This is a genomic window from bacterium, from assembly GCA_012517375.1.
Classification (GTDB): domain Bacteria; phylum Hydrothermota; class Tepidihabitantia; order B3-TA06; family B3-TA06; genus JAAYVC01.
On the sequence record JAAYVC010000072.1, the window covers coordinates 1 to 23,254 of the forward strand.

General features: G+C 48.4%; 23 protein-coding genes and 1 pseudogene. 15 read left to right on the forward strand and 9 right to left on the reverse strand.

Going from position 1 to position 23,254, the window contains the following annotated elements:
• Window positions 1-187: formate--tetrahydrofolate ligase (locus GX441_07775; GenBank protein ID NLI98540.1), on the forward strand; the 187-nt coding region annotated here is incomplete at its 5' end.
• A gap of 37 nt (window positions 188-224) precedes the next feature.
• Here the strand turns inward: GX441_07775 and GX441_07780 are convergent.
• Entirely contained in the window at window positions 225-3,098 is a 2,874-nt protein-coding gene (locus GX441_07780) for an N-6 DNA methylase (protein NLI98541.1), read from the reverse strand.
• 428 nt (window positions 3,099-3,526) lie between these two features.
• Between GX441_07780 and GX441_07785 the strand changes: the two genes are divergently transcribed.
• Both GX441_07785 and GX441_07790 read left to right on the forward strand, forming a co-directional pair.
• Entirely contained in the window at window positions 3,527-4,975 is a 1,449-nt protein-coding gene (locus tag GX441_07785) for a TldD/PmbA family protein (GenBank protein NLI98542.1), read from the forward strand.
• Window positions 4,972-6,264, forward strand: coding sequence for a TldD/PmbA family protein (locus tag GX441_07790; GenBank protein ID NLI98543.1), 1,293 nt, complete (start codon window positions 4,972-4,974; stop codon window positions 6,262-6,264). Before GX441_07785 ends, GX441_07790 begins: the two co-directional genes overlap by 4 nt.
• Window positions 6,265-6,303: 39 nt before the next feature.
• Here the strand turns inward: GX441_07790 and arsB are convergent, their stop codons facing one another.
• The 7 genes from arsB to GX441_07825 all read right to left on the reverse strand — a co-directional run bounded on the left by arsB (window position 6,304) and on the right by GX441_07825 (window position 11,916).
• Window positions 6,304-7,500, reverse strand: coding sequence for an ACR3 family arsenite efflux transporter (gene arsB, locus GX441_07795; GenBank protein NLI98544.1), 1,197 nt, complete (start codon window positions 7,498-7,500; stop codon window positions 6,304-6,306).
• Between the two features lie 21 nt (window positions 7,501-7,521).
• Complete coding sequence (locus tag GX441_07800) at window positions 7,522-7,764, reverse strand: thioredoxin family protein (protein ID NLI98545.1); 243 nt, start codon at window positions 7,762-7,764, stop codon at window positions 7,522-7,524.
• Between the two features lie 69 nt (window positions 7,765-7,833).
• A complete protein-coding gene (locus tag GX441_07805; GenBank protein ID NLI98546.1) occupies window positions 7,834-8,523 on the reverse strand; it encodes a cytochrome c biogenesis protein CcdA in 690 nt (229 codons plus the stop codon).
• Window positions 8,524-8,883, reverse strand: coding sequence for a thioredoxin family protein (locus GX441_07810; protein NLI98547.1), 360 nt, complete (start codon window positions 8,881-8,883; stop codon window positions 8,524-8,526).
• Between the two features lie 224 nt (window positions 8,884-9,107).
• Window positions 9,108-10,199, reverse strand: coding sequence for a permease (locus tag GX441_07815; protein ID NLI98548.1), 1,092 nt, complete (start codon window positions 10,197-10,199; stop codon window positions 9,108-9,110).
• Window positions 10,199-10,558: a winged helix-turn-helix transcriptional regulator gene (locus GX441_07820; protein NLI98549.1), complete on the reverse strand. Its 360-nt coding sequence runs from the start codon at window positions 10,556-10,558 to the stop codon at window positions 10,199-10,201. The genes GX441_07815 and GX441_07820 overlap by 1 nt, the downstream gene beginning before the upstream one ends.
• Before the next feature lie 104 nt (window positions 10,559-10,662).
• Entirely contained in the window at window positions 10,663-11,916 is a 1,254-nt protein-coding gene (locus tag GX441_07825) for a hypothetical protein (protein NLI98550.1), read from the reverse strand.
• A 153-nt stretch (window positions 11,917-12,069) separates the two neighbouring features.
• Here GX441_07825 and GX441_07830 point away from each other — a divergent pair, with 153 nt between their 5' ends.
• The 5 genes and pseudogenes from GX441_07830 (at window position 12,070) to GX441_07850 (ending at window position 15,479) form a co-directional block, all read left to right on the forward strand.
• Entirely contained in the window at window positions 12,070-12,966 is an 897-nt protein-coding gene (locus tag GX441_07830; GenBank protein ID NLI98551.1) for a DUF4388 domain-containing protein, read from the forward strand.
• The gene (locus GX441_07835) at window positions 12,963-13,610 is read left to right on the forward strand and encodes a roadblock/LC7 domain-containing protein (GenBank protein ID NLI98552.1); all 648 of its coding nucleotides are present in this window, start codon (window positions 12,963-12,965) and stop codon (window positions 13,608-13,610) included. Before GX441_07830 ends, GX441_07835 begins: the two co-directional genes overlap by 4 nt.
• Window positions 13,611-13,633: 23 nt before the next feature.
• The gene (locus tag GX441_07840) at window positions 13,634-14,353 is read left to right on the forward strand and encodes a hypothetical protein (protein NLI98553.1); all 720 of its coding nucleotides are present in this window, start codon (window positions 13,634-13,636) and stop codon (window positions 14,351-14,353) included.
• Window positions 14,354-14,423: 70 nt separating this feature from the next.
• Window positions 14,424-14,711: pseudogene (locus GX441_07845) on the forward strand (hypothetical protein).
• Window positions 14,712-14,861: 150 nt separating this feature from the next.
• The gene (locus GX441_07850) at window positions 14,862-15,479 is read left to right on the forward strand and encodes a hypothetical protein (GenBank protein ID NLI98554.1); all 618 of its coding nucleotides are present in this window, start codon (window positions 14,862-14,864) and stop codon (window positions 15,477-15,479) included.
• 13 nt (window positions 15,480-15,492) lie between these two features.
• Here the strand turns inward: GX441_07850 and GX441_07855 are convergent, their stop codons facing one another.
• Complete coding sequence (locus GX441_07855) at window positions 15,493-16,437, reverse strand: NAD-dependent epimerase/dehydratase family protein (GenBank protein NLI98555.1); 945 nt, start codon at window positions 16,435-16,437, stop codon at window positions 15,493-15,495.
• 170 nt (window positions 16,438-16,607) lie between these two features.
• Between GX441_07855 and GX441_07860 the strand changes: the two genes are divergently transcribed.
• The 7 genes from GX441_07860 to GX441_07890 all read left to right on the forward strand — a co-directional run bounded on the left by GX441_07860 (window position 16,608) and on the right by GX441_07890 (window position 23,148).
• On the forward strand, window positions 16,608-19,268 hold the full coding sequence (locus tag GX441_07860; protein NLI98556.1) for a hypothetical protein: 2,661 nt from the start codon (window positions 16,608-16,610) through the stop codon (window positions 19,266-19,268).
• Between the two features lie 131 nt (window positions 19,269-19,399).
• Entirely contained in the window at window positions 19,400-19,936 is a 537-nt protein-coding gene (locus GX441_07865; protein ID NLI98557.1) for a hypothetical protein, read from the forward strand.
• The gene (locus tag GX441_07870) at window positions 19,933-20,862 is read left to right on the forward strand and encodes a terpene cyclase/mutase family protein (protein ID NLI98558.1); all 930 of its coding nucleotides are present in this window, start codon (window positions 19,933-19,935) and stop codon (window positions 20,860-20,862) included. The genes GX441_07865 and GX441_07870 overlap by 4 nt, the downstream gene beginning before the upstream one ends.
• Window positions 20,859-21,818: a hypothetical protein gene (locus GX441_07875; protein NLI98559.1), complete on the forward strand. Its 960-nt coding sequence runs from the start codon at window positions 20,859-20,861 to the stop codon at window positions 21,816-21,818. Before GX441_07870 ends, GX441_07875 begins: the two co-directional genes overlap by 4 nt.
• A 9-nt stretch (window positions 21,819-21,827) precedes the next feature.
• Window positions 21,828-22,238, forward strand: a complete 411-nt coding sequence (locus GX441_07880) for a hypothetical protein (GenBank protein ID NLI98560.1) — start codon at window positions 21,828-21,830, stop codon at window positions 22,236-22,238.
• A gap of 20 nt (window positions 22,239-22,258) precedes the next feature.
• Window positions 22,259-22,561: a hypothetical protein gene (locus GX441_07885; protein ID NLI98561.1), complete on the forward strand. Its 303-nt coding sequence runs from the start codon at window positions 22,259-22,261 to the stop codon at window positions 22,559-22,561.
• A complete protein-coding gene (locus GX441_07890) occupies window positions 22,558-23,148 on the forward strand; it encodes a hypothetical protein (GenBank protein ID NLI98562.1) in 591 nt (196 codons plus the stop codon). Before GX441_07885 ends, GX441_07890 begins: the two co-directional genes overlap by 4 nt.
• The last annotated feature ends 106 nt before the right edge of the window (window positions 23,149-23,254 follow it).

Sequence of the window (23,254 nt, forward strand, 5' to 3'; positions counted from 1 at the left end):
CAACCCCCGCCTCCTGGGCCGGCCCAAGGACTTTCTCGTGACCGTCCGCGACATAGTCATTGCGGCGGGCGCCGGCTTCCTGATTCCGATTACGGGCGAGATTTTAAGGATGCCCGGCCTGCCCAAACACCCTGCAGCCGAACGAATTGATATTGACGACGAGGGAAGAATTAGCGGCCTCTTTTGATTATGAATCACTCCCCTGGGGGCAATAAAAGTAGGGGTTAATCCCGTTTAAGACCCTTAATGAGAATCATCTCCTTTACGATGATTTCATAGAGACTCAAAAGCTCTTCCTTTGTTACTGGCACCCCAAGGGCCTTGCATACGGCTAGATCGAACTTCAATCGATCAGGAAAAGGGTTAATTGGTTTATCAAGATAAGTCCACAACCTTTGCTGATTGCCTTTACGAAGTCTTTCCCTATCCCAAAACTCTTCATAACGCTCGCTGAAGTTCCTGTCGAATTGCTTTGAAAGCGCGGGAAATTCAATCTGACCATACTTTCTGAACACATTAACCAACAGATTGATGGTTTTGTCACTAGGTATTAGTCTCATTTCTTCAAGGTCGTAAAGCCTAATATCTACATACCGCCCGGTACTTTCCTCTTTCAATAAGAAGAATTGACCATGGAATATAATCGAGTTAAGAACTGCGCAGATAGCCTGTGCACGATTTGAGTTTTCTTCAAGGATCACGTTCAATTGATCAGAAGGACTAAATCTCCTTGCTGCGAAAAAGGCGAAATGGTGGTTGGCTGGGGAAAAGGGGTTAAGACGACGACTAACCGCAATGTATGATTCGATACCTTTCAATCTCTCATTTAACTCATCCCAGAATTCTTCTTTAGGCAAACTTACATCAGCGGCTTTGCAAACCCTCTCAAGATCGGTATATGGCTCCTTGACTATGTAGTCGCAAAGGAATGTCATGTCCATCTGGTTAATGCCTACAGGCGTGCGTAAGCTTTTAATAAGCTTCGATTTCGGTATTTTATATGTAGTACCCTTGAGTGTTTGCGCGCTGATTGGAGTTTTAAGGTCACTCAAAAAATGCAGAAAGGCTTGTTCAATTCTTGCGTCTTGCGTCCTGCGCGTCAGGAAAAGAATTTTTGACAGCCTACCGTAGGTGCGCAGGCCGGTTTGAAAATACTTCTCATTCGCAGGGAACGGAAGAAGTTTGTCATTGAACTTTTCCAGAAAAGCCGTAATCTTGTCCCTGAAATTAAAATCGGTTACGCCGCAGAACCACATCAAATTATTCATGCGCTCTTTGATTTCTTTAATGGGGTGGCTGTCAATATCAACCAACTCGTCGTCGCGGGTCGTGTCGCGCTTCTTTACTCCTTCGGCGATTTTCTTAATATCCCTCTGAGTTATTTTTGTCAGGTCCTTCTTGACAAGGCAAAACTTAACCTTGTGATCAGGTTCAGGTTTTTGCTTACGGGCTATTAAAAGTATGTCCCTGTATTCGGACCACTCGGAGAATCCGTAGTTATACGTCGGCTTAAGAATGTATAACGGCGTCCATTCTTCAAAGACAATCTTCCTTACTGATGCACTCTCCCGTCCTCGCAAGACATTTATAGGTATAACCCCTCCGAATGTTCCCTCTTCTTTAAGGAAAACGTCCGCAAGGCCTATAAAGTGTCCCCATAAGCCTACTTCGCCGCCAATCTTATTCTTAAACCTGTCCATTTTTTCAACAATCGCCTTAATGCCGCGTTCTATTTTAGTAAATGGAGGGTTCATGAGTATTGCGTCGAAATTGTTCAACTTGATAGCGTAAGGGTCGCCATTGACTGTCTTGGCCATGGGGGTATGTACAAAGAAACCAAGTTGTATTCCGCCTGAATAGACGACGCCAGAAGCAAGTTCAAGACTGTTGCCCTGAATTATCTGAGTTCTTTCAATTGTCACAGCGGGGTCAATTGCGGCTATGTTTGCAGAAGTTAGGTGAACCGCGAATGGCATTATATCTGCGCCAAATAATTCCTTTTCTGCGAAGCGCCTGTGGGGGTTTCCAACTATTCCTTCCTTCTTTGACAAATGCATTTTGCAGTTATAGGCAGAGACAAGAATAGTGCCTGAACCGCAAGCAGGGTCAAAAACAGTCGCGTCGTTTTTTTCTATTGTTAAATGAGCGAGGATGTCGGCTGCGTATGGCCTTGTATAGAAAGCGGCAAGCATCTTTCTTATTTTTGAAGGCATAAGCTCGTGGAAAATACGCCCCGGCAATTCATGCTGGACCTTTTCGACCTCAAGCCCCCAGATTAATTTGAATGTGTCTTCGAGAAACTCTTTAGGGATTGCGTCAAGGACATCGATTTCATAAATGGGCCTGTAGTTTATTTCACAGACCTTGCCGAAAGCGGTTCTTAAGCCGTTATGGGTTACTGGTGTTATGGGTGTTGAAAATTTGTCCGGTTGAGCATTAACCAGCAAGCGCAAGAAAAGTATCTGATTCAGAAAAATGAATGCAGCTAGAAAATAGGCTGTAGCCTCTGCCTCGCTTGTGTGCATATGTCCCAAATCCATAAGTAAATGCTTGTCGGTAATAACACGCAGTGCCGTCTTTTCGTCGAGATGAATTCCAGCCATCATATCGGCAACTTGTTGTTGCAAGAGCGAGATAACCCTGGGGAACGGATAGTACGTACTTTGTTTACGTTCCAGCTTTAATAACACCTCTTTTATGAGGTAATCGATAACTTCGGGGAAGGGTCTGTCGGCAAGTTCATCTTTAACTAAATCTGCATCTATCATTGTAGTTACTTTTGTTCTACGCAGGGTGGATCTAATTGCAGACTCGGCTGGTTCTATCTTTCTAAATAGATCAGGTAAAAACAGGATTAGTCCGAACTTAATCCCTGAATCATCCTTGTGTCTTAAATATTGAAGTAGTGCGTCTTTTATTATCTTCGGGTTTTCACCAATTTTTACTGAAAGCAGCCAAGTACGATTTCCCAATTCAAATTGTATGTCTGGTTCAGATTGGTACATTATTTCTGAAACGGCTTGTCCGCCTTTGGAACGAATAATATCTATGAGTTCAGGGTAAAAACTACGTTCAGTGACCCTAGGGATAATCCTCATCAATAACTATATATTAACTCTCAGGGATTGTCAACCGCATCCACCTTTATGACCCCGAAAATCGCCGTTTTGTCCCACTTTTGTCCAGCTTTTGTCCATGATTCCTGACCTCGAGTGTATCATGGATAAGAAAGAATGCAGCACGATATCAATGCAGCTGTAAGATCATGTTTTTAATTAACTTAGCATGATCCCCGGCTCAAAAAGAATTGCACTTTTTATCTTTGTGCCGATGATTTGAATCCAATCTGTAAAACCCCATACTAATACTAGTGTTTTGTTTTCCAAGAAGTTGACAAATGTAGATTTATGATGTATAATTAACATTAGACTTAAGAATTCATCTTGGGGATCAACCTCTCAGCAGGAGGGCATCCCCTCCTTGTTTAAGGTGATCCCGCTTATTTTGAATATTTTAAGGAGGATTTATGAAGGATTTGGCTGAGCGCGCAGTTGAAGTAGCGCGGCTCGCCGGAGCAGACTACGCCGATGCCCGCGTTCTAACAATTCAAGACCAGTTCCTCTTTGTTGAAGACCGGTCGCCGAGAGCGATTAGGGACTTAAGCGACGCAGGCATTGGAATTAGAGTCTTAAAAAACGGCGCATGGGGATTCGCTTCCATAAGTCGTCTCGACAAACGCTCCGCTGAGAAGGTCGCAAGAGAAGCAGTAGCGGTCGCAAAAGCCTCGGCTTTGACCACAGGTCAAGAAAAGATAACTATTGTCCCTGAACCTCAACATAAGGCAAAATATGAAACCAAGGTTGAGATCGACCCCTTCGCAATACCGATTAATGAAAAGATCGCTATGCTCCTGCGTATCAATGATAAGATGCTTAAGGTAAAAGGTATTGTTAAAACAAGGGCAAACTCTCACATAACCAGACGCCACCAGTTCTTTGCTTCAACCGAGGGCTCTTCTATTGAGACTTTAATTACAACTGTAGGCGGCGACTACACAGCGGTTGCAGCCGGCAAGGGCGACAGCCAGACAAGAACATTTCAGGATCATCCGATGAACAAGGGATGGGAACACGTGCAAAGCCTTAAGCTTGAGGAGAACGCCGAGCGCATCGCGGAAGAGGCGGTAGCCAAGCTTTCTGCCGACTACCCTTCTGAAGGACCAATGGATCTTATACTGGACCCTGCGCATCTTGCCCTTACTATTCACGAATCAGTCGGTCATGCAACCGAGCTTGACAGAGTGCTTGGTTATGAAGCAAATTTCGCCGGCACGAGTTTTGTAACTCTGGACAAGAAGGAAAACGGGTTCCGGTACGGTTCTGATCTGATTCATTTTGTCGCCGATAATACACTTGAAGGCGGACTTGCTTCTACAGGATTCGACGACGAAGGCGTTCAGTGCCAGAGATGGGACATCGTTAAAGAGGGTATATTTAAGAACTACAGCTCCACTCGGGAGGTTGCCATGCGCGCTGGCTATAATCGCTCATTCGGTTCCGGCAGGGCCGATAGCTATGCCTCAATGCCCATCAACCGAATCCCAAATCTATCCCTTATGCCTGGCAAGAAAGACCTGTCACCTGAAGATCTCATGTCGGATATTAAAAAAGGGATATGGATAGAAGGCCGCGGAAGCTGGTCAATAGACCAGCGACGCCTCAATTTCCAGTTCGGCGGGGACTTGTTCTTCGAAATCAAGAATGGAAAGAAAGGCAAGATGCTGAGGGACGTGATATATCAATCCATAACGCCTGAATTCTGGGGTTCAGTGGACGGGCTGGCAGGTCCTAAGTGGTGGGAACCAAGAGGCTTACGCAACTGCGGAAAAGGCGAACCTATGCAGGTTGCACAGATGACAAACGGAGGTACGTGGGTTAGGGTTCGCAAAATACGCGTTAGCCGGGGGAAAAAATGAACAAAGACTGGCTTAAGGAAACCATCGACCTCGTCTCAAAGAGAAAGAAAGTCGAAGATGCAAGAATTCTTTTGAGCGTAGAGAATGAAAACCTTTCTCGTTTTGCAGAGAACAGAATAACCCAGAATACAACAAGACATCGAATCAACGTAAACGTCATCGCGGTAAACAAACACCGAAGAGGCATGGCCGAAACATCCGATGTTTCTTCTCGCGGAGTTCTTGCCGCTCTGAGACGGGCAGAGGCTATTGTCAAAGCGACGCCTGAAGACCCCGAGTACATAGAACTACCTCAGGGTCAACGTTACTTGAAGGTCGAAAGGTTCTGTGACAAAACGGCCAAGATATCGGTCGACGCTAAAGCCAGGGTCATTCGCGAGATTACTGCCGAGGCCGCATCTCGTAAAACCACATCGTCAGGCATCTATCGTTCCGGCGACTACGGGCTGTATATAGGCAACACACGCGGTTTGATGGCTGAACACGTGTGGACTGAGGCGGAATTCTCGATAACGGCTCAGACATCGGACTCGTCCGGTTCGGCGGTTGCCCAGGATGAAGATGTTTCAAAGATAAACCCTCAGGCTCTTGCTATTGAGGCTTTCCGGACAGAGGAACTTGGGAGAAACCCAAAAGAGGTCAAGCCAGGAATTTATAAAACCTTGATTACCGCCAGATCTGTGGCTGAACTCCTTCCCTTTGCCGTCTTTCAGATGGATAGACGGGCTGCCGATGAAGGGCGGAGCTTTTTCAAGGACAAGCTTGGTAAAAAGATAATCTCATCAAAAATAGATCTTATATCTGATCCTGCGGATGCAAGAAATCCGGGAATACCCATGGATTTATACAATGACGGTATAGCAAGAAAGAAAACTGCTTATATTGAGAAGGGTGTCCTCACCAACCTGTGGACATCCAGATACTGGGCTAAGAAACAAAAGATACCCGTTGTAACCTCCTCCTTCAACTTCTCAATGACCGGCGGCAACAAAAACCTTGACGAAATGATACGCAAGATTGATAAGGGACTTCTTGTAATGAATCTGTGGTATATTCGTTATGTAAATCCTATGGATCTTGTTCTTACAGGGACCAGCCGCGACGGTTTTTTCTGGATAGAGGACGGAAGAATCAAACATGCAGTAAAACACATGCGCTTCAACGATTCGCCGATACGCATCTTAAAGAATCCCAGCGCTTTGGGCGCACCCGAACGCAGGCAGGGTTCGATGCTTGTTCCTTCGGTTCTTGTGGACGACTTCAACTGGGCAAGCGGGACAACTTTTTAGATACCTAGAACAAGGTGTTTTTAGGCTTTTAATCCAGACTTAATCGCTGATCTGTCTCTTAAATTTGCTCTTTGTAGCAAGACATATCCTCACAAGCATAAGCATTACCGGGACTTCGATCAAAACACCAACTACGGTAGCCAATGCTGCACCTGAGGAAAGTCCGAAAAGCATGGTTGCCGTTGCTATTGCGACCTCGAAGTGGTTGGACGCTCCTATCATGGCCGAAGGCGCCGCATCCTCGTAGGAAAGCTTGAGGAGCCTTGCCCCGGCATAACCCAGCCAGAAGATGAGATTGGTTTGGACAAAGAGGGGGATGGCTATCCAGAGGATAGTGAGCGGGTTCGAGATTATGACGTCACCCTTGAAGCTGAACAAGAGAACGAGTGTCGCAAGCAGGGCGGTGATGGTTACGGGCGTGAGGAAGGGTAGGAAGCGAGTCTTGAACCAATCTATACCCTTTGCCTTGATTATCCAGCGCCGCGAGAAGTAGCCGGCGATAAGAGGAAGGGCGACGTAGATTCCAATGGAGAGGAGGAGGGCCTGCCAGGGAACAGGTAGACGACCAACACCCAAAAGTAGCCCGCCCAAAGGTCCGTAGAGCACGAGCATTGAGAGCGAGTTGATTGCGACCATCACGAGCGTGTGGCCGTCGTTGCCGCGCGCGAGGTATCCCCAAACGAGCACCATTGCCGTGCATGGAGCGATGCCGAGAAGGATAGCGCCTGCCAGATAGCTTCGCCATAAGGGAACCGCGAGCATCTTTGCCCCGTTCACGAGAACGACCTTGCCTGCGCCGTATGACGCGCCGAGTGCGAGATTTTGCCCAAGGGGCATCTTTACGTAGTCGAGGGCGTCAGGACCGATGAGACCCCTGAAGATAACCCCCAGAAAGAGCATTGCTATTGCATACATGGTGAAAGGCTTTATAGCCCAGTTCAGAACGAGCGTGAGCGTGACCGGCTTTATGCTTCTGCCCGCTTTGAGGACCTCTGCGAAATCAATCTTGACCATGATAGGATACATCATAAAAAAAAGACAGACGGCAATTGGAATGGATATTACAGGCGCTTCGTTGACGTATATGGAAAGCCCGTCAAGGAAGCGAGCGACGCCCGGAGCAAGCTTTCCGAGACCGATCCCGGCACCGATGCAGAGTAGAACCCAGAGGGTCAGGTAGCGTTCGAAAAACCCCAGACCTCTTCCCTTGTTTTGCACTTTATCGGAGGAGCTCATCTTGCCTTCTTTTCCCGTCCTTTACTGCGCCTCTTTGATGAGCTTTTCGACTTCTTGTGCGGTCGGCACCCTGCCTTCAAGTACCTTTTTATCGTTGATGAACACAGCAGGCGTGAACATGACCCCGCGCTTTATCATCTCGTTCATGTCCTTGACGTGGCTCAAATCGGCTGCCACGTTCATCTCGGAAAGAGCGCGCATGAAAAGCTCCTCTGTTTTTTTGCACTTCGGACATCCTGCACCGAAGACCTCTATCTTAAGCATGATCGACTCCTTTTTATCGATTCATTATATTCTGCTACCTTTCGTCTCATGGACGAAAGGAGCATTTATCTACACTCCCAAGTAAACGAAGTAAAGCCCTACTCCGAAAAGAAGTATCCCAGCGACAAGCTTCACGATGCGGTTGACCTTCTCGGTCTTTTCAGAAGAGATAAGCTTCTGCGCGAATGCGGTTGATACGCCTGCGGCGAATATGAGAATCCAGTGTCCGACAGAGTAGGTAAGCAAAAGCCCCATGCCGTAAACTACGTTCTTCGTGGTCGCGGCGAATGCGAGGATGAGGGCGAGTATAGGCGCGGCGCAGGGCGATGATGCGATGCCGAAAAGAAGCCCGAAAAGAAGCGCGCCCCAGAGTCCCGTTTTGCGAACCTTTATCTTCTTGAGCCATGGAAGGTCGAACTTGAGAAGGCCTACGAGGTTGAGACCGACGAGGAATGCGGCTCCTGCGAGCACGAAGTACCACACCTTGCCCTGCAGGCCGAACATCCCGCCCACGTAGGCGGCAATGCCACCCAAAACGACGAAGGTAATTGTAAGACCAAGGACGAACATGAGGCTGTAGATGACGGCTTTCTTGGTTGAGCCCCCGGCGTACCCGCCGACGTAGCCGATGGAAAGAGGAATAAGCGCAAGCACGCAGGGCGAAAGGGAGGAAATTATCCCGCCAAGGAAAACGCCCGCGAACGCAAGCAGCGGAGCGCTATTTATCCACTGTTCGACGTTTCCAAGCAATCCGTTCATCTACTTAACGCCCATCCTTGTTAACTGAGCGATTATGGAATCCTTCTCCATGAAACCTATATGGCGTCCGACCTCCAAGCCCCTGGCATCGTAGAATATCTGTGTAGGAATCATCTGAATACCCACCTTGCGAGCAAGTTCGTAGTACTCGTCGAGGTCCAGCACGAGCACCTCGACCCTGCCCGCATACTCTTGTTTTAGTTCTGCAAGGATGGGCGCCATCTTTTTGCACGGGATGCAGGTTCCGCGTCCAAAGTCCACGAGCACGGGCCTGCCTGTTGCTACGGCCTTGCTGATCGGGTCTGTTGCAACAGGTTCCACTTTCTTTGGGGTGGTGTCTTTGGGTGCGACTTGCGGCATAGGGATGGTATCTTTATTTACGCGAGGTGTATCTACTGTTGGAATTGTGTCTTTCGAGACAATCGAGAGAGTGTCTTTTGCGAGGGTATCGGTGAGTGGCCCTTGAGAAGCTTTGTCCTGGTTTTTCTTTACGAGGATTACTCCTGTCACGGCTGCGGCCAGGGCGACAAGAACGACGATCAGGATAAGCAAGGTTTTCTTGTTCATCTCACTTCTCTCCTTTTTTATGATTTTGCGATAGCTCCAAAAAGCCATCCTGTTAATGTTGCCATAACGACGACAAGCCCGATATACGTCAGCGCGCGCTTGAAGCCCATTATCTTCGTGATGACTATCATGCTTGGCAGCGAGAGCGCCGGTCCCGCCAAAAGCAGCGCGAGCGCCGGTCCCTTGCCCATGCCCATCTCTAAAAACGCCTTGAGGATTGGCACCTCGGTCAGGGTGGCGAAGTACATGAGCGCGCCGAACAGCGATGCGATAAAATTCGCGAGGATTCCGTTTCCGCCCACGAGCGCGGCTATCCATGCATCCGGGACGAGAAACTTGAGCATCCCTGCGACGAAGACCCCGCCAAGCAGCCACGGAAATACGAGCTTGACGAACCGCCAGGTTTCGAGCATCCAGTGTTTGGTTTCTTCCTTTGAGAACCAGATAATGGTTGTGACGACCACGGCTGCAAGAGAGAGAGCCGCCGGTATCCACGCAAGCCAGTATCCAAGGGGCCCGGATAACCCGATGAGCTTTTGAACCCAGCCCTGTCCTGCGGCGAGTACGAGAAGGGCGACGAGGAGCGCGAAAAATACAGCGGTTTTCCACAAGGGACGGAGTTGCTCCTCCTTCTCGAAATCGAAAGCGTGCTCGTCAGTGGGAGGGGGTTCGCGGCGCTGCCAGACCGCGGCCATTATTAGCCCGATGACCACTGAAAATATGACCGCACCGATGACGCGGGCAATGCCAAGGTCCCATCCGAGAAGGCGGGCAGAGTAGACGATAGCAAGCACGTTTATTGCAGGGCCCGAGTAAAGAAATGCCGTTGCGGGACCTATTCCCGCGCCCCTCTTGTAGATTCCGCCGAACAGTGGTAACACAGTGCACGAACAGACCGCCAGTATGGTTCCCGATACGGAGGCGACCCCGTAGGAAAGAACCTTAGGAGATTTGGGTCCGAAGTATTTGAGTACAGCTTTCTGAGAAAGGAAAACGGCTATTGCGCCTGCGATGAAGAAGGCGGGCACAAGGCAAGTAAGAACGTGAGCGGAGAGATATTCGAGAAGCGCGAGCAGTCCGCTCCTGACCAAATGCCACACAAACTGCATCAGGGCTTCTCCCTTAGCGGGCAACGCCTGCCCGGGGGCTTGTTAGATTCAAGAAGGTCAGCCGCCCTCATACTGTCGGTCGAGACTTCCGAATTCTTCTTTGCTTCCTCCTCAAGGTAGTCTCGGAGCGAGCGCGGCAGTTCGGGTGATGCTTTGTAAAAGACCCACCTTCCTTCGCGCCGCTCCACGATGACCTCGGCATCCCACAACACCCTGAGGGCGTGAGAGATTCTGGACTGTTCCATGCCTAATATTGATTCCAATTCGCAAACGCACAGTTCATGCTTCATGAGCAAAAGCGTGATACGAAGCCTTGTAGGCTCGGATAGAGCGTTGAAAAACTTGAGTGCTTGTTTCATTAATATGACTATATGAACATTTATTCATTTGTCAAGGAGATCATTTATTCATATGAACTTCCGTGTCTACGACGTCAGAGGATCACAGAACGACTAATGGCTATCTAGTATTGCTTAACAATCTCGCAGCCAGGAACGGCTTTTTTAACAGATTCAATACCTTCATCAGTTACTGTAGTTCCGCTTAGATCGAGGAGCCGCAGATTTTTCAAAGTCTCGATATGGACTAACCCCTTATCAGTAATGCCTGTTGAGACAAGATTGAGTATCTTGAGGTTTACGAGAGATTGAATGTATTCCAGTCCCTCATCGGTCACGTATGTCGATGAGATATCCAGATGTTGTAAGGTGGATAATCCTGAGAGATATGCTATACCTGTATCAGTCAAATGCCCGGGGCCTCCCCCGCCGATGGAGAGAGACTTAAGACACTCGAGGTTCGTTAATGGCTTTACATCTTCGTCATTGATTTCGGTTCCTGTTAAATCAAGCTCCTTAAGATTTGTCATCCGGCTGATCAAACTAAAGTCATCTCCATACACTCCGGAATACGGAAGGGATAACCTTTCGAGCTTGTTTGATTGTGAAAGGTACTCAAAGACTTCATCTGCAATCTCAGCCTGGATTATCGTCAACTCAACAAGATTCGGAAGACTTGCTAAAAGGTCCGACCATCCTGTATCGCAGACCTCCCAGTAGCGGGTCAGGGATTGAAGCTGTTTGTGACCGGAAAGAGCAAAAAGCTCCGAGTCGGAAACCGAGGCTATGACTAATGCGCGAAGATTTGGAAGATTTCTTATAAGCTTCATGGAGCCTTCCGGTATAACCGTAACGGAGAAATCGAGTTCTCTCAACCCGCTGCATCTTGAGATATCTGCAATCTGGCCTTCGGAAAGGGAGCCTGCCGCGAAGTATATTCCTTTTAATTCTTTGCACTTAGCCAGTATGCTTAGATCAAGTTCAGGATCATCAATCGGACAGCCAAAAGTCAGCGTCGCAAGGTTAGGAAATCTCGATAGCGTGTTGAGATTGTATGGAAAAACCATTGCACAGGTAATTCTATCTGCATCCTCGACGGAACAGCTGTCAGGATCTTGAAGATTGACGCCTACCTGTACACCGTTGACGAAAAGTCCCTTCTCGTCAATTCTGTAGTTGAGGCTCGATTCGCCAGCCCACGGGTATGTGTAAGCTTCGCCAGTACTTGAATAGAGCTTTATAAACGTTGCATCTAGGTTTAAGGCCCTGATGTCCAGTTCTTTACAGAACTTCCCTTCTTGAGTAATGGCTAAATTATCCTGAGAAGACAAAAAGGTTACCGCAGTAAAAAGCATTCCTGATGCAAAAATGAACTTCACTATTCTCCTCCTTATTTGAGTCTTATCTTAATTGTTTCAAGATGACTTGTCAATGTTAAGACAAATAAGCTGCCTTGTTTTTTGGGATTAGCTGTATGATAGTACTATCTTTTTAATCTTCTTGACAACCGTAAATTCTTACCTATTCTATAGGTGGATATGTTGCTGCAGGATACTTTCGGGGAGTTCGACTCCACTCAGAGACTCAAAAATTTGATTCAGCTAATATGTCAACTGACAGGGACTTATGAAGTCTTACTGAAGGCGGAAAGCGGGGAAGAAGGAATACTGCATTGTTCCAACGGGACGATAAGGAATGCCGCATATCGAAATCTTTCGGGGATGGAAGCGCTATCAATAATAATAAAATGGTCCAAGGGTAAATACTGGCTTGAGGAACTGCCCGTACTGCCCGTAAGAACGATACATGAACCACTTGAGAAGGTGCTCTCCGATGCAGAAAGAATCGCAGCCTCTAAAGCAAACGAGATAATCGTCCCAGCAACCGATCTTGAGACATCCGAGGGAAAACTCGGCCAAAAGGATAGCTCTGCCAAGGTAACTGAAAAACCAATATCCGATGAGAGAAAAGAACCCGCTACGGTAATAAAAACTGAAAAGGAGGAGCAAAAATTCGTACCGCTCACAAAACCTGAAGAGAGTCGACCGCTTCCTGCCAGCGCTGAGTCCGTTGCTTCTAAGGATAAATTTGTCAAGGATGACACCATCCTGAAAGAATTAACCTCTATAAGCGGGATCAAAGGGATTATAATGGCTTCGATGGATGGGACACTTCTTAAAATGCATGGAACCGAATCCGGGGCTGGAGCGGCTCAACTGCTGGCTTTACTCGGTGAAGCATTGGAGCAGACCGGAGAGGTCTTTGAAAAGGGCAAGCTTATCCACGGTTCTATCGAGTTCGCCGACAAAAAAATTCTTCTCCATCCGTTCCAGAACAATTATATTGGCTCGGAGATTGATCTTGAAACCTCATCGCAGATTGTGGGCTCAGAGATAGAGAAACTTCTAGAAAAGGGAAAGCAGCTATGAAGGAGCTTCTAGTCTCGCTTCATTCCGTTTCGGGCGTTGAAGGCACAATGCTTTGCGATTATGATGGCAATGTCGTTTGCCATACATTCTCCGATAGTGTAGACGAAGACGCTGTGTCGCGAATAGCGTACGCTTTCAGTCTTGGTATCCAGGGTAAATGGGGAAAACCTCAAGCCATATACGGGACTTTCGCGGACGGCAGAATAGCCGTAAGAATAATCGAAAAAGGTTTTTTGATAGTTATCGGCAAGATTACAATGAAGCAACTGCTTCTTAAAGCCGCTCTGGATCGCGCAATCTCACGTATGGAAGCCGAGAAACCCGAGACAAAATCCGTCAGCGGCGGCGAGAGAAGTCTACAGGTAGCGGCAGCTAAAATCAGACTCGATCAGGCTGTAATCGATTCAGCGATATTCGATGAATGGAAAAAGCTATCCAGGAAAGGATCCATCGTAAAACAGGTGGAGATAAAAACGCATCAAGGAAAAGCGTCCGTTTTCAAAATAAAAACAAAAAAAGGGCTTGGGGATGCAATTGAACTGAACAGCACGGCAATAAAAGAACTTGAACTCGCCGAGGGAGAAACCATCAAAGTCACGCCTTTGTTGGAGATAGCTTCTGAAGTAGAAGAGTTTTTCGGTTAACGCAACCCAAAAGAGGAGGACCGATGCATGCCGACAAGTATGGTCTTTTAATAAACGCGGCAGTCAGTCTGGCAATAGCAGTAGTGGCTATTATTGTCGGAATTGTAGTAGTAAGAAGACAGCGCACCCAAAGAATCAGGGCAGCATCAATTGCATTCATGCTTTACTGGCTTGCCCTGGCCCTGCTTTATTTCTTTGTTTCGGTAAGAACCGTTTTAGGGTATTTCGGTTTTGAACAGCTTGACTATGTATTCTTCTTCGTCGATAACGTATTCGGAGGTTTGATGGTTGCCCCTGCCGTCTTCCTCTTCATTTATTTCCTGACCACAAGGAGGAACCTTGCCCTGGGTATTTCATCTATCTTTATTATCGTATGGGCGGTTTGGAGTATAATTAATATTACTGCCGGAGCGGCCAACTACACCCTGGAATTCTGGTACACCGAGTGGGAACCCTCGAGCGAGCTGGCTCGAAACATTGCAATTTTCGGACTGTATATTCCTGCCGCCATTGCAATCCTAGGCATGAACTTCGCCTTGATCAGGGCCCAAACCAAGCTTGCCAGATATCGAATACTTCTGACTTCCATCTCCTTTCTGGCCGCCCTCACTACTATAATCGTGGATTACCTTAGACCTGGACCGCCATGGCTCAGAATAATCATCCTAATTGCAGCTCTCATCGGATACTTCGCTTATATTCCGCCGAGGTTCATTCTCAATGCCCTTGAGTCTGAAACTTGAAATCACTCTGCTAAAAAACACCTTGACTATACTTCAGGATTAAATATAGTTTGATATTTAAGGAGGAAACGTGAAATCAAAAACCTCACGATTGGTTGTATTTGTATTTGCAGCTTTAGTGCTTATTCTTATCGCCGGTTGCGCGGCAGGAGACGCGACAAAGTGGAATGCAGCTTCACCTGCCGGGTTCTGGGCAGGTTTATGGCACGGCATGATCTCCATCGTAACTTTCATAATCTCCCTATTTAATCAGAACGTCGAAGTATATGAGCGTATAAACAACGGTGGATGGTACGATTTTGGATTTCTTCTCGGTATACTCCTCATATGGGGCGGCACAGGCGGCGTAGGCATTCGTTTAAGAAAGTGCCAGGCCGAACGCAGAAGGCTCTACAGACTTCTTGAAAGAAAAATCAACGAGGAACGAGATATTGATGAAAAAGTCGAGAAGAAGATGAGAGAAACCCTAAAAAAATGGTTCGAAGAATAATATACACTTCCTGTAAGCGTGTTAAGCGAAATCAATAATATATCGACAAGACGTCTGCAAGTTGTCGCCCGTTTCCTGAAAGCTGAAGGAATATCAACTATTGTACAGGGTGGATGTTCGGAAGATGTCAGCACGCTTTTATTCGCAAAAGAAGGCTTCAGCATTACACTCCTGACTAATTCAGATTATCTGAAAGCCAAAGACCTTTATATAGATTTTGATAAATGGAAAAATAAGATCACGATCATTGATGAAACCCGCGAACAATCATCTGAAATAAAACACGAGTCATTTGATTTTCTGCTCCTGTTCAACACGATTTATTACGCTACATTCACGGACTTACGAAGAAATCTTGATAGATTCCTGGGTTTTCTGCGCAGAGACGGGTTCTTTTACCTGACTTTGATCTCAACAAAACATGGAAGATACGGACAGGGTAACGAGATTGAGCCAAATACTTTTTATTTTGAAGGGAAAAAAACCCATTTCTCTGATGCGTCCGACATCGTTTCCCTGCTGAGGCATGTGGAGGTTATAGATATAAGGGATGAGGAACAGGAAGATGCGGGAAGCTTTCACTGGCATATACTAGGAAGGAACAGGATCATGGCTCCCGCAGATGATGACTCCTGATTCGTTGAAGTAGCTACTTAATCTTCAACTCCTTTTTGAACCAGAATATAGTCCTATCAAGCCCCTCGTCTAGTGAAATCTTAGGTTTCCAGCCAAGCGCTTTCATGCCTCGCGAGGAGTCAAGACTCATAACATAGACCTCGCATGGCTTTTGTGGTCCCTTCACAGGCTTTCGTTCGTAAGGTATTTTGTCTTTGAGAAGGCTGAACAGATCATTTATTGAAACACTCTCCCCAGAACCCACATTGTAAACAAAATCTACGGGCAACGCACGCTTGGTTTTTCTTTCCTGCAGTCTCAGAGCGGCTACCGTTGCATCAATGAAATCCGAAAAGAAGAGAAAATCCCTCTCCTGCATTCCGTCTCCGTTTAATATTACCTCCTGAGCGCGCAGCATCCTTTCGATAAGAACGGAGACTATTCCGCCTTCCCTGCTGGCGCTTTGCCTTGGACCGTAGACATTTGCGTTTCTCAAAATCGTGTGATCCAGGCCGAAATTAACCCAGTAAAAATAAAGATAGCTTTCTATCGTCTGCTGAGTTACGCCTAAAGGTGAAACCGGATGAAGAGGATGAACTTCGTCGCAAGGAAGATACTGAGGATTTCCGTAAACGGCTGTCGACGATGCGTATATGATCCTTTTAATGCTGTAGCGCTTGCACAGTTCAAGAAGCATGAGAGTAGACAGAATGTGATTCGCGTTTTCAAGAGGCCGTTCGAAGCTAGTCGCTATCGTGTCGTCCACCGAAAAGTGACAGACGTAGTCGGGTCGTTCCTTCTCGAATATCTTTTCAAGAGTTGCTGCGGAGTAATCCTGCCGGTATATCCTTGCAAGCTTTGTGATAAATCCGCGTCCTCCCGTTGGATCAAGAGCAATTACTTCTTCGTTCTCAGCAACCAATCTATCCACGAGATGCGAACCCAGAAATTTGTTGGCCCCGGTTACGAGGACTTTCATTACCTTCCTCCTGACGTTTAACGGGTCAGTGTATTTAAAAGAATCGACTTGTCAAGTTTCCAAGCTTCAAAAAAATGAAAGATACAAGACAAGCAATAAGCTTGAGCGCAACATTCAGATTCCTTGACTAAAGCTCTGATTCATAGTAGAATAGCCTTCAAGGAGGAACCATGCCTTTTGAAGACCTTCTTAATAAGCCAAACGGCGCAAGAACTATATGGGCCGATTTGGCCATAAAGACACCAGCCTCGCCCGACTACAAAGAGGGTGAAGGTTTCAATCCGGAATTTGCTGAATCAAGAAAGGCTATCATTCAAAATATCATCTCATCTGCCGCTGAAAAGGAGATTCGCCTGATCGGCACCGCCGATTACAATCTCGGGCTGGAGGAAAGAGGAGCATGGCTTGACGATTTGGGGATTGAAGGAAGAAAAAAAGGGATAAGTGTTTATCCTGGACTCCGCGTGCTTCTTGAAGAAGGCGTGGACCTTGTTTTTCTTTTCGAACCTGGAAAAGAACAGAAGGAACTTGATGAATTTCTCACCGAAATGGGTTTAGGGCCAGGCGAAAGATTCTTCAGGAACAACAGACCGGTTCCTGTGCCACTGCCTCCTCGCGAGGCAGTGGCAAGAGCAAGAAGAGCTGGAGGCATGGTTCTGCTCTGCATAAACAAGACGCTTAAGGAGCACCCAGCCCTTCTGGCTGACCCATGGCTGTGGGGCGTCATTCTGCCCGATGATCCTGATTCCTTGTCGCCGGACGAGACCATGCTTATTTCGGGAACGATGAAAGGTTTCGAACGCAAGCTCCCGCTGGCAAGGGTTGCAGGTTCCTTTGCATCCAAACCTAAGGATGTAGGATCAAAGAAGGTCTCAATAAAGCTCGGATCCCACAATCTAGAGGGTTTGAGAATTGCTCTGCTGGATTGGAAAGCTAAGATTCGTTTTCCCAAAGAGGTTGAAGAGCCAGTCTATTCCAAGTTTCTTGCCGCTCACTGGGAGGGAGGATTCCTGGACGGACTCCAGATACACTTCAATCCGGGATTCAACGCGATGATTGGGGGAAGGGGTACAGGCAAGACTACCATAATCGAAACGCTTCGCTACGCTCTTGATGAAAAGCCCAAGACCGACCGTAACAAGGACAACCATGAACAAGTGATGCGTGACGTGTTCCTGCCTGGTTCAAAAATATCGCTTCTTGTTGAATCGCACGAACCGAAACCTAAGCGGTATCTTATAGAACGCATCTATCCTTTCGAACCAGTTGTCCGCGAAGCCGAGACCGGTCTCAAACTCTCCTTGAATCCAAAGGACGTTTTCAGGGCTGAGATATTTGGAAACAAGGAGATATACGAAATCTCAAAACACCAGGATTTCCAGATAACGCTTCTTGAGCGCCTTGCCACAAAGGAATTATCATCCTTCCGGGAGGAGGAAAACTCTCTCATTGAGAAGCTGGAAAAACAATCGACGGAGATTCTTTCTCTCTCAGCAGAGCTCTCGAAGCGGGATGCAGAACTTGCAAAGCTTCCTGCGACTGAAGAAAAATTAACGCGGTTTCTCGAGATGGACATCCCTGCAAAGATTGAAGAAAAACGGAGCTTCGAGCAGGAAGGTCATGCCTTTGAACGAGGCGAAGCCGTTCTAGCCGATATAAAGAAAATGCTCCTTGGGCTTATCGGTGAAACCTCGTCGCGGTTGCGTTCGCTTCAGGACGAATCCGCTTCCACGCTCAACCAGGAACTTCTCGGCGAATACAAGAACACCATGGTTGAATTCGTTGCGGGGTTCGAGCGGAATGTCCAGGATCTCATAGCTTCGCTTCAGGATACGGAAGCCTCTCACCGCACTTTCTTTAAGCAGTGGGAAAAGCTTTATCTCGAGGGCGAGGAACGCTTCCAGGAAAGCTTGAGAGCGCTGCAGGATCGCTTTCCAGGCATCGACGTTAACGAATTCATTACCCTGGAAAAAGAAGCCATGAGACTGAGGGAAAGAAAAGTCGAGCGCGACGTTTTATCATCAAGACTCTCCATGCGCCGCGATGAACGCAGGGCTTTAATTGAACGTTTATTCGATATTAGAAAATCCCGTTTCTCGATTCTCGCGGAACGCGTTTCGCGATGGAACGCCGATCTGGGCGGCAAGATAAGGATCGAGCTTTCGCCAAAAGGCGATCCGGAACGCTCTGCCGTGGAGATACGCAAGCTCGTCCCTTCGATAAGCAGGGAAAACGCTCTGCAGATCGTGAACGACGATAACTTCAGCTTCAAAGCGCTCGCAGAAAGCGCCCGCTCAGGCGACAGGGACGCGTTATCCGCCATGCTTAAGCTTGGACCAGGGAGCCTGCCGCCGTCATTCGACGAAGAAACAATCTCGCGTATGGAGATGGTGGATATTCCTCCAAAGGTTGCCATTCAGCTGAATCTGGGCTCCAAGAAGGAACCCCGATACAGGGATGTCGGGCACCTTTCAGACGGACAGCGCTGCACAGCGATTCTGGGAATCCTCATGCTCACCTCCCCTTATCCTTTGATTGTTGATCAGCCGGAGGAGGATCTTGATAACGCCTTTATTGTAGAGGAAATAGCAGACCGCTTCCGCTCCGAGATGGACAAGCGCCAATTCCTAGTCGCAACGCATAATGCCAACATCCCGGTGCTGGGAGACGCAGCCCAGATTCTCGCTCTGGAGGCCGACGTAGACCATTCATACTTGCTTGAAGGCCGCTACGGCTACCTTGACTCGCCTGTGATAAAGGAAGTGGTCGAACGCATACTCGAAGGCGGCAGAGAGGCCTTCGAGATCCGCAAGGAGAAGTACGGACTATGATGCTCCCTTTCGCGTAAACGCGAAAGGTTTGCAAATCGAATCAACACTGTTCACGCCTCAACGATTTCAATATTTATTGCACACTTAATCTTGACAATCTTGTAAACTTCAGCATACTCCGGTTGTAAGCATTGGAGGATAAGATAGAAAAAGCCAGAATTTATGAAGAAGGTCTGGAAAATTACCCCGCATGGTGGGTGTTTTCTGAAAACCTCCTTAATTTTGTCGTCTGGGGCCTCGGTGCATGGATTCTGTGGCCTCTGGGTGTCGCCGGCATCCCAATCGCTTCGATCATTTACTTGCTACTAATAATTATCTTCATATGGATACTGTTAAAGAAACACAACTGCACCACATGCTACTATTACGGCAAATGGTGTCATCTAGGCTGGGGCAAGTACGCAGCGCTCTTCTTCAAGAAGGACAGCGGAAACGCAGCAACGGGCGCCAAACTTTCTGTTATCTGGATGATTCTCCCCCTCCTCCCCCTCTTGGGTGCGGTTGCAGTCATGCTGTGGAAGGGTTTCTCGTGGATCACACTGATTGTCCTCGTCGTATTCCTCTTGCTGAACGCGTTCCAGTTTGCGGTTCTTCGCAAGCCGGGCTGCATGCGCTGCAAAAGACGTTTTGACTGTGCAGGAAGCGCGGCAGGAAATGCCGTCAGATGAACAAAGCTCTCGACTGGCTTCTTGACGAATCGGAGCCCGCGGCCCGCTACCGCACGCTCACATGGCTTCTGGGGCGCAAGGAAACGGACAAGGAAATCAAAAAGGCAAGAGAGAGGGTTAAGGAGGATCCATCCGTACAGAGGATATTCGCCATGCAGGATGAGGACGGCGGATTCTACGGCAAGGGAAGTCTCGATCCGATGGTTCCCCTCTCAGACTTCGGCTTACCCGAGAGCGACCCTGGGATTCAAGGAGCGATTGAATTGATTTACAGCCGCCAGACCGAGGACGGCGGATTCAAGCATTACTACGGCAAGAAGCTTCCATGTACGTCCGCCTACAGTACAGGTCTGCTTCTCGCATTAGGGGAGGGGAAGACCGAGCGCACTCAAACCGCCGTTCGCCATCTCCTCTCAATCCAGAGGAAGGATGGAGGCTGGCTGCACGGATTAAACACGCTTCCAGGCGGAACGAAGGAGAATCTGGCGTCCTGTCCTCACGCTACGCTGCATGCGCTCTGGGCGATGTCTATGGACGATGAGTTGAGAGGCTCAAGAGCGGCTAACCGTGCCCTTGAATTCGTACTTCATCATTGGGAGACAAAGCTGCCTATTCCCGACCAGCCAGGCATGGGATTCGGCATTGGCTCCCGCTTCGCGAATCTCAAGTACCCGCTACTTGGGTACCATATCCTTGCCTACGCCTCGATTCTGGCTCATTATCCCCGAGCTTGCAAGGACAAGCGCTTGAAGGACGTCTCTCGAACGATACTAGCAAAGAGGGGCAATGACGGTTTGTTCAAGGCAGAATCCTTTATAAAGGCCTTCAGCGATTTCGAGTTCGGCAGGAAAAACCAGCCATCGAAGTGGATCACCCTGCACGCCCTGACGGTAATTAAAAATGTACTCGGTGAGGAGTATTTGTGAACCAACCGATTGACTGGCTCATGCAAGGTCCTGGGTTCGTAAGATACAGAACATTGGTCGACCTCATTGATAAGGGGGAGGAGGACAAGGATGTAAAAAAGGCTTACGCCGAGATGCTTGCCGACCCAATGGCAGCCGGACTTATCAAGGAGGTGAACGACTGGGAAAATCAGTACACCATAACGCGTCACAACGATGCCGCGCACCCTTTGCACAAGCTCGTTTTCCTGGCTGACATTGGTGTTAAAAAGGATACGCTCAAACAGGCAATTGATTCGATTCTTTCTCACCAGTCTTCCGAAGGGCCCTTCCAGATAAAGATCGTTATCCCCAAGGCGTTCGGCGGAGATGATAAACCACGCTGGGACTGGGTAGCAACCGACGCTCCGCTCCTTCTCTACTCTTTACTGAAGCTCGGCATAAAGGACAAGAGGGTTATGAAAGGTATCGAGCACCTGAAATCGAGGATCGCCGAGCCGGGTTTTCCATGTTTCGCATCGGCATCTATGGGCAGGTTTCGGGGGCCCGGACGAAAGGACGACCCATGTCCCTACGCCAATTTGATTATTCTTAGGATGATGTCTCAGGCGCAGGAATTTGCAGACTCAAAGGAAGCGGGAAAGGCGCTAGACATGCTCCTCGGGCATTGGCGGCAGAGGAAAGAAAAGAAGTATTATCTCTTCGGAATGGGAACCGATTTCCAGAAACTAAAGGCGCCCCTCATCTGGTACGACATTCTTCACCTGCTCGACACCTTGACTCTGTTTCCGAAAGCACGCAAAGACCCACGTCTGAACGAGATGTTCGATATTGTAGAGAAAAAAGCCGATTCCGAAGGCCGCTTCACACCCGAGTCCGTCTGGACCAAGTGGAAGGGCTGGGAGTTTTGCCAGAAAAAGGAACCCTCAAGATGGGTTACATTTCTCGCACAAAGGATTCTCAAACGTGTCCAATAAGGAGGAACATTGAACTGGTTACGCATCCTTTGGGTAGGTCTCGTTGTTGGTGTAGCGTTCGTATTGCTCGACGCTGTAATCAATGCCAACCCGATTGGCGCGAAATCCCTTGCCTTCTATAAGCCCATCGCCAGAGGGCAATTCCTGATGTCTCTCGGGATAGCCTCGGATATATTTTCAGGATTCGTCATCGTCTTCTTCTTCGCTCTCCTCTACCCGGCATTACCGACATCGTCCGGCATCGTCAAAGGGATAATCTTCGGTTTGATGGCAAGCTTTTTCAGGGTCTTCATGAATGCGGTTGCATCCTTTGCGATGTTCGATATGCCCGCAGGAGCTTTTTTCTACACCCTGGTTACGGGCATTATAGAGATGTCCGCCCTTGGATTTATTGCCGGGCTTTTGTACAAGCCGAAGTAATCTTATGAAAAGAGGATACTATGCTGAAACCGCTATATAGACGAAGGCTGTCCGCGACCGAGGTCAGGGAAGGCTTCATTCTTATTCTCAAGGATAAGGTCAAGCTGTTCCCGGACGTAGGCAAGCCTTTCAGCTTGAGATTCAAGGGAAAGGAGTACAAAACCGGGGTTGAGGCTATTGACTGTACGTGCCAGGGTCCTGACGAGCCTCACGTTCACTGGCATCTCGACGCACAAGTACCCATAAAACTCATGAAGACTCCGAGACCAGAGATTACTGTACGGAAGCTCACGGATGGTGTTTACGAGTTGGAGGAGCTTTGAACACGCTCTTGACCTTGATTCTTCTTACACAGACAGGGGTGTCGTCGACGGATACTAAACCTTATAAAGCGTTCGAACTGCCAATGGGCATGGTAGGCAGCGCCGTTGGCGGGGCGACCGCCTGGGCCGGCTACATAATATGGGAGCTTGGCTCAAAGGCCGTGCTTTCGGACTCGCTCGATCAGGTGCTCGATATTATAGGTGCGGCGGAGCTTTTCGGGCTCGGTTACGGGCTCTTCATACCCCTCGGCACCTACACGGGCGTTATAGGTTCCGCTTACCTTGCTGGCGACCTGCGTCCCGAATGGGGCGCGGCGGTTGGCGCATGGCTGGGTTCTGCCGCGTCGGCGCCTTTTGCGGTGATGGTTCTGGACACATTGACGTGGCCGCGCGCGGCGCTTGCCGCAGGCTCGACTATCCTCCTGCCCGCACTCGGCTCGTGGCTGGGGTATAAGCTTATGCCTAAGAGAGTGCCCTCCGCCCCGGATAATCCTGATGAAGGAAAATCCTTAAGGTTTTTCGAACTTGAGCCGTACTTCGCGTTCGACGCACGCGGGGTCTGTGCAGGGCTAAGGGTGGGATTCTAAGTCCCTCTCCCCCCGGATGAGGGTTGGGTAAGAGCGGATAAAAGTCATTGCGAGGTTGCTTCGAGCAACCGAAGCTCCGAAGGGCGAGCGAAGAGAGCCATCGCCT